Annotated in this window: 12 protein-coding genes; 11 read left to right on the forward strand and 1 reads right to left on the reverse strand. The window is 49.9% G+C overall.

What is annotated here, in order from left to right:
• Window positions 1-247 precede the first annotated feature (247 nt).
• Window positions 248-1,501 carry a glycoside hydrolase 5 family protein gene (locus EL628_RS07990; protein WP_126579429.1) on the forward strand — a complete coding sequence of 418 codons (1,254 nt, stop codon included), beginning with the start codon at window positions 248-250 and terminating at the stop codon, window positions 1,499-1,501.
• 53 nt (window positions 1,502-1,554) lie between these two features.
• On the forward strand, window positions 1,555-2,034 hold the full coding sequence (locus tag EL628_RS07995; RefSeq protein ID WP_126579430.1) for a GatB/YqeY domain-containing protein: 480 nt from the start codon (window positions 1,555-1,557) through the stop codon (window positions 2,032-2,034).
• 140 nt (window positions 2,035-2,174) lie between these two features.
• Here EL628_RS07995 and EL628_RS31200 read toward each other — a convergent pair whose 3' ends face one another.
• Window positions 2,175-2,648, reverse strand: a complete 474-nt coding sequence (locus tag EL628_RS31200) for a hypothetical protein (RefSeq protein WP_245994027.1) — start codon at window positions 2,646-2,648, stop codon at window positions 2,175-2,177.
• On the opposite strand from EL628_RS31200, the gene EL628_RS08005 reads away from it, so the two are divergent.
• From EL628_RS08005 to EL628_RS08045, 9 genes are all read left to right on the forward strand, one after another.
• On the forward strand, window positions 2,568-4,247 hold the full coding sequence (locus EL628_RS08005) for an RHS repeat-associated core domain-containing protein (protein WP_503827288.1): 1,680 nt from the start codon (window positions 2,568-2,570) through the stop codon (window positions 4,245-4,247). The genes EL628_RS31200 and EL628_RS08005 overlap by 81 nt on opposite strands.
• Before the next feature lie 514 nt (window positions 4,248-4,761).
• Window positions 4,762-5,097, forward strand: a complete 336-nt coding sequence (locus EL628_RS08010; protein ID WP_126579432.1) for a hypothetical protein — start codon at window positions 4,762-4,764, stop codon at window positions 5,095-5,097.
• A 58-nt stretch (window positions 5,098-5,155) separates the two neighbouring features.
• Window positions 5,156-5,890: an RHS repeat-associated core domain-containing protein gene (locus EL628_RS08015; protein WP_126579433.1), complete on the forward strand. Its 735-nt coding sequence runs from the start codon at window positions 5,156-5,158 to the stop codon at window positions 5,888-5,890.
• Between the two features lie 162 nt (window positions 5,891-6,052).
• Complete coding sequence (locus EL628_RS08020) at window positions 6,053-6,241, forward strand: hypothetical protein (protein ID WP_126579434.1); 189 nt, start codon at window positions 6,053-6,055, stop codon at window positions 6,239-6,241.
• A 13-nt stretch (window positions 6,242-6,254) separates the two neighbouring features.
• Window positions 6,255-6,509 carry a hypothetical protein gene (locus tag EL628_RS08025; protein WP_126579435.1) on the forward strand — a complete coding sequence of 85 codons (255 nt, stop codon included), beginning with the start codon at window positions 6,255-6,257 and terminating at the stop codon, window positions 6,507-6,509.
• A gap of 160 nt (window positions 6,510-6,669) precedes the next feature.
• Window positions 6,670-10,365, forward strand: coding sequence for a hydantoinase B/oxoprolinase family protein (locus tag EL628_RS08030; protein WP_126579436.1), 3,696 nt, complete (start codon window positions 6,670-6,672; stop codon window positions 10,363-10,365).
• Window positions 10,346-10,999, forward strand: a complete 654-nt coding sequence (locus EL628_RS08035) for an LON peptidase substrate-binding domain-containing protein (protein WP_126579437.1) — start codon at window positions 10,346-10,348, stop codon at window positions 10,997-10,999. The genes EL628_RS08030 and EL628_RS08035 overlap by 20 nt, the downstream gene beginning before the upstream one ends.
• 118 nt (window positions 11,000-11,117) lie before the next feature.
• Entirely contained in the window at window positions 11,118-11,495 is a 378-nt protein-coding gene (locus tag EL628_RS08040) for a hypothetical protein (RefSeq protein ID WP_126579438.1), read from the forward strand.
• A 267-nt stretch (window positions 11,496-11,762) separates the two neighbouring features.
• Window positions 11,763-13,763 (forward strand): aldo/keto reductase, encoded by a 2,001-nt coding sequence (locus EL628_RS08045; RefSeq protein ID WP_126579439.1) that lies wholly within the window; start codon window positions 11,763-11,765, stop codon window positions 13,761-13,763.
• Window positions 13,764-13,897 lie beyond the last annotated feature (134 nt).

Below are 13,897 nucleotides of genomic sequence, written 5' to 3' on the forward strand. Positions count from 1 at the left end.
ATCAGTTGTTTTGATGGTGAGCCCATCAAGCAAGAGTTCATAGGTTAGAATGGCCGACTCATCCCCGTGAGGCAAGTTTGTTGCTCGGGGATGAGCCGGCCATTCTAACGGGCTAGGAGAGATGGTTTATTTTAGGTGAGAAGTCAGCAGAGATTGTGTTCCTTCTGTACAATGGTGAGACTACATTGTCGTACCTGCCGCTAGCTGGAGCATAGGCTCAGGCGGTAGCTAGAAAGGTCGTTCTCTGATGACGTTTACCCTGGGTGTAAATTATTGGCCGCGCAAGAAGGCCATGTACTGGTGGAAGGCTTTTGATCGAGCGGAAGTAGCCTCTGAGTTTGCAGAGATTGCTGCGCTGAAATTGCAGGTTGCGCGCATCTTTCTGTTCTGGGAAGACTTTCAGCCTTCGCCTGAGAAGATTAATCCTCAGGCTCTCATAGACTTAGGGGTAGTTCTTGATACCGCTCAAGCGATTGGGATCAAGGTCATGCCCACTTTTTTCACCGGGCATATGTCGGGAGCCAATTGGTGGCCGAGCTGGGCGCTGCTGGATCGCGAGCAAGAGGTGTTTGTACGGCGCTGCATCTCTGATGGAAAAGAGACAACGCGAGCCGGGCGCGACCCTTATACCGATCCCTTGATGCTTGATGCTGAGCTCCGGCTGGTGAAAGCAGTCTGTGGTCGTTATGGAGAGCATCCAGCCATCTATTCCTGGAACTTTTCTAACGAGCCGGACATTTTTTATCAACCAAAGTCCTTTCAGGATTCAGCACGCTGGAATGCTTTGTTGACGAAAGAAGTGCGTAAGTATTCAACTCGTCCAACGAGCGCAGGGATTCATCAGCCAGCGGTAGCAGAGTACACAGGCTTTCGTCCTGATTATCTTGCTCCTGCGAACGATTATCTCTCCATGCATGGATATAGCATCTTTTACCCTGGCACAGCCATAAGCGATCCGCTCAATAGCAATCTCATTCCATTTACCAATCTGGTTACTGAGGCACTGGGTGGCAAGCCAGTGCTCTTTGAAGAATTTGGCTATAGTAGTTCTGAACACGGAGATGTCTCAGTTTTTAAACCTAAGCCTTTTTCAAATGGAGGAAAGGTCTTTGTCGCGAGTGATGTGGATGGGGGGCGTTATTATCAAGAAGTATTAGAAAAATTAGCTCTTTGTGGCTCATTGGGAGCCTTTGGGTGGGATTTCTCGGATTATGATCCCTCTCTGTGGGGCTTACCACCGCTTGATCTCTATGAACATGAGCGCTTCTTTGGTCTGACTCGCTATGATGGAACAGTCAAGCCTTCGGGGCTAGCAATGCGTGCCTTTGCGGAGCGCATCGAAGCTGGTGAACTTCCCAGGCGCGTCTTTGGTCCGCTAACGCTTGATCCTGATCACTGGTATACCAATCCTGAGAAACATTTTGCTCAACTCTTTGCCGAATGGAATCAACGTCTGAATAATTATACTATGAATTCCAGTGCTTTTTTGGGTGCAAAGTAGTATACTATTGACGCAAAAACTATGAGCACAAAAGAAGTAGGAGTGTAGACGATATGGCAGAAGCACGACAAGAATTTCCGATTGAGCAGCAATTACGCAAGGATATTCAGGAGGCTCAGCGCAATCGTGATCAGTCGAAGCTGGATACCTTGCGCATGGCATTGGGCTCTATCCACAATTTAGAGGTGGCTCGTACCGACCGTAAAAACGCTGAATATGGTCAGCCCCTCACTGAGGCCGATTGCTTTAAAGTGTTGGAGCAAGAGGTGAAGAAGCGCAATCAGGCTATTCCTCTCTACAAGCAGGGTGGACGCCTGGATATGGCCGAGAAAGAGCAGCGGGAGTTAGATATCTTACAGTCCTATCTGCAATCCGCCATGATGAGCGATGATGAACTCAAGGCATTAATTAGCCAGCTGATTGAAGAGCATGGCAAAGAGTTTAAGCGCGTTATGCCACTGGCCGCCAAAGCCACGAAAGGCAAGGCTGAAGGTGCTCGCGTGCAACGTCTGGTGAAAGAGCTGACGCAGTAACGAGCAACCGATCGAAAACTTTTCACAGAAGAGGACTTACAGAAAACTGTAAGCCCTCTTCTTTGTCTAGTAATCTAGTACTTAGACAAACGCTAGAAAAAGCACATCAAACATACTATAGATGAACCGATTTCCAATTCTCAACCGATGGCAAGAATAATCTCACCCAGGTCTCTGTCGGTGATACCAACACGGGCGGCTCCAATCCCACCGTTGGTCCCACGACGCACTTTGGCTATGGCGGAACGGGCAACAACACCTACAACCCGTTCACCCAGACCGATCCACAGGGCCATAGCACGAACTATGCGTATGACACCAATGGCAACCTGCTCTCGGCCATCGATCAGCAGACCAACAAAGGGCTGACCTACACCTATAACGGCAATGGCACCGTTGCCACCCAGCAAGATGCCAATGGGAATACCACCACCTATGGCTATGACGCGCTGGGCAACCTGAAGACGATCACCCAGCCCAGCCCATTGGGGCAGACAAGCCTTACCGTTGATGCCCTCAGCCGTGTCAGCACCCTGACCGATGGCAACAACCACAAAACAACCTATACCTACGATAATCAGGATCGGGTAACGGACATCAATTACAATAGTCAAAGTGACGTGAAATATACCTATGATGATGCCGGTAATGTCCTGACCGAGCAGGATAGCACAGGCACCACCACCTTTCAATATGATGTCCTCAACCGTCTCACGCAGAAGAAACTGCCAGGTGGAACCCTGATCAAGACCACGTATGACAACGTCGGCAACCTGACTATCTATGACGATAGCACTGGTGATATTACCTACAGCTATGACACGATCAATCGCGTCACGACCGTTCAGGAGCCTGATGGGGCACAGACCACGTATGGCTACGACCATGCCAACCATAAGACCAGCATCCGCTATCCCAACGGCACTGGTATGCTGATGGCCTTCAACACATCTGGTCAGGAGACCGCAAGCCAGAGCGGGATTTTCACCTCATCTCCATCCAACACCTTCAGTACCGCGTATACCAATTATCAGTACACCTATCAGAGCGGGCCCAATCCGACCTCTCTGCTTCAGAGCGTGCAGTATCTGGACCCGATCACACACAGTGGCACCTTTACAACCAGCTATAGCTATAGCGGCAATGGGCTCAACTTCCTGCTGGAGGCATCCACAAAGAACGCCAGTAACAGCGTGGTAGAAGACAACAAATATGGCTATGACAATAACGGCAACATCACCAGCAAGCAGGTACAGAGCACTGGCCTCAACGAGAGCTACAGCTACAATGCCGCCAGCGAACTGATCACCAGAACCAACGGAAGTGGAAGCACCACCTATAGCTACGACGGTATCGGCAACCTGACCGGTTCAACCGCAGGAGGTACCCTGAGCTACAACGCCCTGAACCAGACCACGAAGAATGGGTCCACCACCTACACCTATAGCGGAACTACTCAGAGCGAGCGGGTTCAAGTCAATAGCGACACCTTCGTCTATGGTGGCCTGGGACTCACCACTGCGAAGACCGCCGCAGGCACAACCGAATATGTCCGCTGTAGCTGCGGCCTGCTCAACAATGAGCGAACGCCAGACGGCAAGAAATATTACTACTTGTTCGATGGCCTGGGCTCCGTCGTTGGCATGACCAACAGCGCTGGCCAGGAGGTCAACGCCTACAAATATGATCCCTACGGCAACATCGTCAGCCAGCAGGAACAGAGCGGCCTCAACAACCCCTGGAAGTATGCGGGCGGCTACTACGATCCGACCGTCGGACGTTGGACTCAGAGGACGCCCGTTGGAGGGAGTTTGCAGGAGACGCTGAAGGGGAATCCGTATGTGTATGCGGGGAATAATCCTGTGAATGAGGTTGATCCAAGTGGCCAATCGCCAGCGTTACTTTTGGGTGTTGTGGGGGGAGCTGCATTGGGAGCTTTTGCAGGAGTATGGTCTGGGATTCAAAATAGGGATACGCCGAAAGATCTTGCAATAGATGTTGCTTGTGGAGCATTAACAGGAGCTGTTACTGGTGCGCTTGCAGCAACATTAGGACCTTTACTTGGACCATCAGCCACAGCCCTTACTGATACATTAGGAGGAGGAGCGGGGGCTGAGTTAGCAGGTTTCGCTTTTAAAGAGTTTCTGCCAGCAGCAAATGGAGGTTTTGCAGGTACAGCTTGTACCCTCTTTGCCAAACAAGCATTTGATTAAGCCATAGAGGCTTTTTTAGCATTTTTTGATGCTATTTTCATGAAATGTACAGAATAGCATGAAATTTTTTACTATTTTATACTGTTCATGAAAATAGCAATATTAGTAGGAGAAAAATATTCAGTGGAAATTGGCATGATATGCTCATTTTCATTGTGTTTTTCGTATTTTTTCAATTCTTGTGACTTTACTTACAAAGTGAATTAATGTTTTTGCCATCATGGGAGGTTAGCATGAAGAAATTGTTAGTTTATCTTGTTGGATACAGTTTTATTTTTTTGATATTTCTTTTCTTTTCTTTTCTTTCTCGGCAATCTTTTTCAAGTTCTATTACTTGGGGCTTGGGTATGACTATTATGTACATTGTAGTATCTACGTTAATTAATTGGAAAAAGGCAAAAGATAAAAAGAGATGATTTAGATAATTAAAAATACTTTTTGGGAAAATGCTAGAAGGACTACTAGCAAAGCAGCTTCTGGTACAGTTATTTGTAATGGAAGAAAGTAAGCACACATGGATGTACAGTTTCTCTCTATCAAGCAGCTCTGGCTGCTGACCCTTGAAATTTGTTTGGGTCTGCTGATCGTTGCCCTTATTCTGGAAGTGACTATCGATCATCCGATGATGCTGGCTGATCTGTTTCCCACGCGACCTTTTGAGCTGATCACTCTGATTTTGTCACTGATGGCGCTCTTTGTAGGGATCATTATTCTCTGCGGCGAGAAGGTGATGGGGAAGATTTTTTATGCGGGAGCCTTTGTGTTGCTGCTTCTGACGGTTGGTGTGCTCAAACTGGTCTATCGACGAGGCAAGGAGGCATCGGGGAAGGCTGCGCATGTGCTCGTGTGAGGAATGTAGGTGCACTTATTGAATAGAGGTAGGCCTCGACCAGAGCGAGCGAGTAACAGTGAACAACAATCCCTTTGTCTATGGTGGCCTGGGACTCACACGAACTAACACCGCCGCAGGCACAACCGAATATGTCCGCTGTAGCTGCGGCCTGCTCAACAACGAACGAACGCCCGACGGCAAGAAGTATTACTACCTCTTCGATGGTCTGGGCTCCGTCGTCGGCATGACCAACAGCACCGGCCAGGAAGTCAATGCCTACAAATATGATCCCTACGGCAACATCATCAGCCAGCAAGAACAGAGCGGCCTCAACAATCCCTGGAAGTATGCGGGCGGCTACTATGATAGCAGCACCGGCCTGACCAAATTCGGTATCAGGTATTACGATCCGACCGTCGGACGTTGGACGCAGAGGACGCCAGTGGGTGGGAGTTTACAGGAGACGCTGAAGGGGAATCCGTATGTGTATGCGGGGAATAATCCTGTGAATTTTGTTGATCCAAGTGGAGCTAACTGGGGAACTACATACTACTTTGGTGATGGACGTTTTCGATGGTCTGTGACCAATTATTGGTGGGGTACAGAGTATTGGCTCAATTCTACTTTAGCTCAAGCCCTTGGAAATGGTGGAAGTGTTGTACTAGGAGGTGGTACTGCGCTTTTTTCTCCTCCAGCTGGTTTTATAGTAGGTGCTTCCTTATACCTTCTTGCTTTCGATGATACTAAATGCAGTGGAGCAGGGGTTTACGTGGATGCAACAGTTTTCTATCCAGCTCCACTTATTCATTGAGTATGTTAAACAACACTTTGATCAAATCAGTGGATTTTTGTGTACAGAATGTGGTAGTAAAAACAAGGTAACGTTTCGTGTCATAAATGACCAGGTTTTGACTACAAAACCTGGTTCACTCCTATTTTCACTCTTCATATCTTGTAAGTTGAAGGAGCAATAATGAAAATTTCGCCTTTTGTGATCTGCGTATGTATCGCTATCATTTTAGGGATAGCTGGATTTCTGTATGCTGGTTACGGTCCTTTAGATTCTACTGGCCCTATTCCTCGTTTTTCCTATGTTTTAGATGGGGCAAGCGTTTTCATGTTTGGAATTGCCTGGTTTATCCGTAAGCGTAAAACAGGATAAGAAAAGATCTCCAATGAATCGAAGAGAGAGTACACCTACACCTATAGCGGAACCACCCAGAGCGGTCAATAGAGATACCTTCGTCTATGGTGGGTTAGGTCTCACCACGGCGAAGACCGCCACAGGCACAACCGAATATGTCCGTTGTAGCTGCGGCCTGCTCAACAATGAGCGAACGCCAGACGGCAAGAAGTATGACTACCTCTTCGATGGTCTGGATTCTGTAGTCGGCATGACTGATAGCACTGGACAGGAGGTGAATGGCTAGTTATTAATGTACGCAAGCTTTTTTGTAGAAGAAAATAAACATGGCCATATTGTAATCGCTTTTTGCCAACATCATTTCCAGCAAAACCCTCACTTGTCAGCGTAAAGTATTTCCATTACTCTAGTAGTATGCAGTTAACTGGCTATTTGACGGAGGCTTTATGCAGGATGGTTTTGAATTATTACGGATGAAACAGGGGATTGTTGGAGTTGATATTGGGGGGACGTTTACTGATCTGGTTCACTATCTTCCTCCTGTTGGTGAGCAGCTGGCCCAGTTGCGGATCTATAAAGTCCCGGGCACGCCTCAGAATCCAGCTCAAGGTCTATTGAACGGCCTTCAGGCTCTGGGGGCAGAAGAGAGTAGTGCGCTTATCCACGGCTCGACGGTTGCGACCAATGTGTTATTGGAGCGAAAAGGGGCACGAGCAGTCCTGGTAACGACGGAGGGTTTTGCCGATGTGCTTGAGATCGCTCGCCAGGATCGACCGGCCCTCTATGATATTCAGCAGCAGCGCCCTCCCACATTGATACCACGTGGACTGCGCCTTGAACTGGCAGAACGACTGGATTATCATGGTAACGTCCTGAAAGCTCCGGATGCGGCGGATTTTGAGCAGTTACTGGTACAGATTGCAGCCTGTAAGCCTGAAAGTCTTGCCATCTGCCTGCTCTATAGTTTTCGGAATCCAGAGCATGAACAGACACTGGCAGTATTGCTAAAAGAATGTTTTCCTGGCCTGCCCCTCTCGCTTTCCAGTGAGATCCTCCCGCAATTTCGCGAATATGAGCGGACAAGTACGGTTGCTGTAAACGCCTATGTACAGCCAGTGATGAGCAGCTATTTACAGAGACTGCAAGAGAGCCTCCTTCCACCTCTCCGCATTATGCAGTCTTCTGGAGGGAGCATTTCAGCGGCAACGGCTGCTAAAGAGCCCGTCAGGACCGTTCTTAGTGGCCCGGCAGGCGGAGTCATTGGAGCTTTTCATGTCGCACATCATGCTGGCTACGACCAACTGCTGACATTAGATATGGGCGGAACCTCGACTGATGTTGCCCTCTGTCCAGGGAGGATTCCACTCTCTACTGAGGCCGTTGTTGGAGGGTGTCCGGTGGGTATTCAGACCATCGCGATTCAGACGGTAGGAGCTGGCGGAGGGTCACTGGTCCGCCTGGATGCCGGTAACTCACTGACAGTTGGACCAGAGTCAGCCGGCGCTGATCCAGGACCAGTCTGCTATGGACGAGGTGAGGAGCTCACAGTGACCGATGCCAACCTCATCCTTGGGCGTATCTCGCCAGAGCACTTTTTAGGTGGCCGCTTTACGCTCTATCCAGAGCGGGCCGAGGAGAAGATGGATCTTCTCGCCAGACGCCTGGGAGTCAGCCGAGAGGAGGCAGCCCTGGGGATTGTTCGTGTGGCGAATGCCAGCATGGAGCGGACATTACGAGCGGTCTCGCTTGAGCAGGGGTATGATCCACGCCTGTTTACACTCCTGCCATTTGGAGGCGCAGGGCCTCTGCATGCCTGCGAGCTGGCCGAAGAGCTACAGATCCCAGCCGTGTTTGTCCCCCGTTATCCAGGCGTCCTCTCTGCACTTGGAATGATTCTGGCACCTATCGTCAAAGACTATGTACAGACCGTCATGCTTACGATCGCTAACCTGGAGCCAGAGCAGATCGAAGATCTCTTCGCGCCCCTCGAGGAGCGAGCCTGCGCGGATATGGAGCAGGAGCAACAGATATTCTCAAGCGCGACCCCCGTGACTTTAGAGCGCTTCTGGGATCTACGCTATCCAGGCCAATCCTATGAGATTACGACACCTGATGCTGGCGATCTGGCTGCAACGCTTACATCATTTCATTCATTGCATCAGCAGCGCTTTGGACATAGCCATCCTGAGCAGCCAGTACAGCTCGTCGCCATTCGCATTAAAGCGAGCATGCAACCTGCGCAGCCCGAGCTGGCACGCGAGCCGTTAAGCACAGATCCGCGTGAGCGGGCTCTTAGTGGCACCTGTACCCTTGTTTTTGCCCGGGGAGCCTATCAAGCGCCAGTCTATCAGCGAGAGCGATTGCAGCATGGTCATAGTCTGATGGGGCCAGCTCTTATCGTCCAGGAGGATAGCACCTTTGTGCTGCCACCTGATTGGCAGGCAGAGGTTGATGCCTGGGGGAATATCGTTGCCCATCGTTCCGCAACGCTTGCGGTCAGATCAGATGAGAAGGCCGGTCAAAAGAGCGGAGAATTTGATGCCGTGACCTTAGAGATCTTCAAGCATCTCTTTGCCTCAGCTGCTGAAGAGATGGGGGTTACCCTGGGCCGGAGCGGCTATTCTCCTAATATTAAAGAGCGCAAAGATTATTCCTGTGCCTGTTTTGATGCTCAGGGGAGATTAATTGCCCAGGCTGCCCATATACCAGTCCATTTAGGAGCCATGCCTGCTTCAGTGAGGACCGTTCTGGCAGAGTTTACAAGCTTTGAGCCAGGAGATCTCATTATTCTGAACGATCCCTATCGTGGTGGTACCCATCTGCCAGATATCACCATGGTCTCGCCAGTGTTTATTGAGGATGATCCCGATGGCAGAACAGGTGAACTATTTGGGTTTGTGGCTAGCCGGGCTCATCATGCCGATATTGGAGGGATATCCCCTGGCTCAATGCCCATGTCGCGAGAACTTTATCAAGAAGGAATAATTATTCCCCCTTTAAAGTTAATGCGGAGAGGCATCTTGAACATTGAGTTGTTACAACTATTTTATCGCAATGTACGTACACCAGATGAGCGAAGAGGTGATATTGACGCGCAGATGGCAGCCTCAAGGGTCGGTGAGCAGCGATTGCAACAGATCATTGCTCGTTATGGCTCGTCTGTTGTGCAGCAGAACGCAGAAGCGCTTCTCTCCTATTCTGCGCACCTGATGCGACAAATGCTTTCTCAACTGCCTGAGCGCGAGGTCACCTATACTGATTATCTGGACGACGATGGCTGGGGAAATGAATCCATACCGCTCACTATACGTATTGTGGTACAACATGGTACGATGACAGTGGATTTTTCGGGGAGTGCTTCGCAAAGCCAGGGCTGTTTGAATGCTGTCCAGGCAGTGACCCATTCTAGCGTACTCTATGTCTTGCGCTGTCTGGCCGGTGAGCATATCCCAGCCAATCAGGGCTGTTTAGAGGCAGTAACGATAAAGATTCCGATGGGATCGATTCTGCATCCGCATCCACCGGCAGCAGTAGCGGCGGGGAATGTCGAGACGTCACAGCGCACAGTAGACGTCCTGTTTGGAGCCCTGGCGCAACTTGCTCCAGAAAGGATCCCTGCGGCGTCTCAAGGTACCATGAATAATCTTACCATGGGTGGTCAGCAGTTAGAGACAGCGAAGCTTTTTGCCTATTATGAGACGATGGGGGGAGGGATGGGAGCGCGCCCGGGTCAGGATGGCCTTTCAGGCGTCCATGTGCATATGAGCAATACGCGCAACACACCGGTTGAAGCTTTAGAGATGGAGCTACCTGTCAGAATAAAGAGCTACAGTATACGTGAAGGATCGGGAGGGAGAGGCCGCTATCGTGGAGGAGATGGGCTCTGTCGAGCCATTACCTTTCTCGCACCAGCGAGCGTAACGTTATTAACGGATCGTCGTCAATATGCCCCTTATGGCTTGCATGGTGGTCAGCCCGGGGCAAGGGGTCAGAATACACTTGAAGAGAAAGGCATTGTCACACAACTGCCTGGTAAACTGACCATGGATGTGCAGCCTGGTGCAACCTTAACCATCTGTACTCCTGGCGGTGGCGGGTTTTTACCCGAGGAGGATTCTAGCGATGTCAACAGCGGCAATTGAGCTTCCGCTCTTCCCATTAAATGTCGTGCTTTTTCCAGGGACTGTACTCCCTCTGTACATCTTTGAGCCCCGTTATCGCCAGATGATTAAAGATTGTCAGGAGGAAGGGAAGCCATTTGGCATCGTTCTGGCCCGTGAGGAGAGCGAGCCACTGAAAGAAGAACCCTACTCCATTGGGACTATGGCCACCATTCATAATCTCAATGAGCTAGAAGATGGCTGCTACGGTTTAATTGCCGTAGGCACACAGCGCTTTCATATCATCAGTCAACACCATGAGCGGCCCTACCTCTCTGGTCTGGTCGAACTGTATAACGACATCGATGAGGCGCCAGATGATCTTATTGCACCCATTCATCAGCTTCGGAGCCTGTTTGAGACCTATCTGAATATGTTATTAGAGGCCTCTGAAGAGCAAGAGGTGGAAGCCAGTCTGCCTACCGATGCCGAGGAGCTCTCACACTTTATTGCGTACTTTCTTGAGGTAGAAGATGTCGTCAAGCAGCATTATCTCGAACTGACCTCTACCAGCCAGCGTATGCGTGAAGAGATCGACGTTCTGCGCCGCGAGATCCCCTTTATGCGTCAGATCCTTTATAAGCAGTTGCCTGTCGACCGTTCGCGACTCAATTGATGAGTTGAATGTTCAGGGCGTTCATTGACCGCAGGCAGAACAGAGCATACAATTATCTACGGACGTACCGCAAGAATTGCAGTACTCAGTATTGATTTATGAAAAGAGAAGAGTTGTTATGCCAGATTATGCATCGTTTCGCCAGCGTCTGGATGCAGTTTTGCGTACCTGTGATGTCAAGCAAGTAAGTGAATTTATGATCGCTGAAGGTCAATGGGATGAGGGGACACCTGCTGATCCAGCGTTTGCCATGTGGCTAATGATTTTGACCAGCCCTGCTCTGGAGGATCTGGCTCCCCAGGCTCACCGCTGGCTCATGGCGAACGGGCATGAGGCTGAAGCAGAAGGTTTTCAGCGCAAAAAGAAGAACGCACAACCCCAGAAAGGTCGTTCTGGTAAGCAGGCGGGTAGACAGGATAGTAGACAGCGATCTGGCGCTGGTAAGCCCATGCAGGCCGGAAATAAAGGGCCAGGAGCTCGCAACAGACAGCCGTAACTCCAGATCTCTGTCCTCAATACATGAGACCTCCAGGCCATTTTTATGCATTGACTCAACATTGCCATTGGTGGTATAAAACATCAATGGCTTTTTTTTATACGTATTTCAGCATTATAAATTGAGTCAATATATAGCCAGTTGATGAGTAGAGGAATTGAAATTTCTCGCTTCTTTGCTCGCTACGAGTAGGTTTTTCAGTATAGCTATTGAGAAAATACTTGCTCGCTTTTTTTATCTGTAGGAAGACTGATCTGGAGGAACACAATGAGTCAGAAACTCTCCTGGGGCATTATTGGAACTGGTGGCATTGCCAGAGCGTTTGCGAAAGGTCTGGCAAACTCAAAGACGGGCCAGTTGATTGCCATAGGAAGTCGTAGTCAGGAGTCAGCAGAGAGTTTTGGCGAATCCTGGCAGGTGCCTCGTCGCTATGGGAGCTACGAACAGTTATTGGCAGATAATGAGGTACAGGCTGTCTATATCTCTACTCCTCACCCCGAACATGCGGAATGGGCAATCAAAGCCGCGGAAGCCGGGAAACATATTTTATGTGAAAAGCCCCTCTCTCTCAATGCCTATTATGGAATGGCAATTGTCGAGGCTGCGCAGCGCAACAATGTCTTTTTGATGGAAGCCTTCATGTATCGCTGTCATCCGCAGATAGCCAGGTTGGTTGAACTTGTGCAGGCAGGAGCGATTGGCGAAGTGCGTGTGATCGAAGCCAGCTTTGCTTTTCAGGCGGGCTTTAATCCTGAGAGCCGGCTCTTCTCCAATGAACTGGGTGGTGGTGGCATCCTTGACGTTGGTTGTTACTGCACCTCGCTGGCCCGGCTTGTTGCAGGTGCAGCCACGGGCAAGCCTTTTGCCGAACCAACAAAAGTCCGAGCGACGGGTTATGTTGGAAAAAGCAATGTCGATGAATACACAACGGCATCTTTGTCCTTCCCGGGCAATATTGTGGCTCAATTGTTGACAGGCGTCAGCGTCAATGCGGATAACACAGTTTGTATTTATGGTTCAGAGGGCTCAATCTTCCTACCAAATCCCTGGGTACCATCGGGTGAGACAAAGATAATTGTGCGTCATAAGGGAGTAGCGCAGGCAGAAGAGATTATCATTCCTGATGCCGGAGATCTCTATGGACTGGAGGCTGACACTGTTGCCCGTTATCTGGCTGAGAAACAATCCCCAACTATGAGCTGGGAAGATACCCTGGGCAATCTGCGTACACTGGATCAGTGGCGCTCGGCGATTGGTGTGAGCTATGTTGCTGAAGATCCACATGGTCCAACCAGCAAGCTCCCTCTTCACAAGCGACCATTGGCGGCACGTTCTGGTCATCATATGAAGTATGGTCAGATTGCTGGAGTTGAAAAACCAGTCTCTCGTCTTGTCATGGGAGCTGACAATCAGGTGACCTGGCCACATGCTTCAGTCATGTTTGATGACTTTTTTGAGCAAGGTGGAAACTGTATCGATTCTGCCTACATCTATGGGGATGGGATATGTGAGAAAAACATTGGGTATTGGGTGAAGAATCGTGGCATTCGCGAGCAGGTAGTGATCCTGGATAAAGGCGCACATACGCCTCACTGTGATCCAGATTCGATTAATCGGCAGCTATTGATCAGCCTTGACCGTTTGCAGATGGATTATATCGATATCTATATGCTTCATCGCGACAATGTCGAGATTCCCGTGGGCGAGTTTATTACGGTCTTAAATGAGCATAAGAATGCGGGCCGGATTCGTGCCTTTGGGGCTTCTAACTGGTCGATTGAGCGGGTGCAGGAGGCAAATGCCTGGGCGGCTGAGCGTGGACTGACTGGCTTTGGTGCGATGAGCAATAATTTTAGCCTGGCACGCATGGTTGATCCCGTCTGGAGTGGCTGCATTGCCGCTTCCGATCCACAATCGCGAGCCTGGCTGAAGGAGACTCAGATGCCAATTATGCCCTGGTCAAGTCAGGCTCGAGGCTTCTTTACTGGTCGTGCCCGGCCCGATGATCATTCTGATCCTGAACTGGTTCGCTGCTGGTATAGCGATGATAATTTCCAACGTCTTGAGCGCGTGAACCAGCTGGCACGTGAGCGCGGCGTCTTGCCAATCTCTATTGCTCTAGCCTATGTGCTCAACCAACCCTTCCCCACCTTTCCGTTGATTGGGCCTCGCCAGTTATCGGAGACACGTACCTCATTACCCGGTCTGGATATTGAGCTCACGCCAGATGAGGTCCGCTGGCTTAATCTGGAGCTTGATACTCTGTAAAGATTGAGAAGCCTGTGCGTCTTACGAAACGCCCCCTGGAGGATGTGCTATCGTCCTCCAGGGGGCGTTTCGCTATCCAGACCTCTACAAAGAAAAGCCCGGGTCCTTGTAGGAGAATAAATTTGACTGTCTGG

The organism is Tengunoibacter tsumagoiensis (assembly GCF_003967535.1).
GTDB classification, from domain to species: Bacteria; Chloroflexota; Ktedonobacteria; order Ktedonobacterales; family Ktedonobacteraceae; genus Tengunoibacter; species Tengunoibacter tsumagoiensis.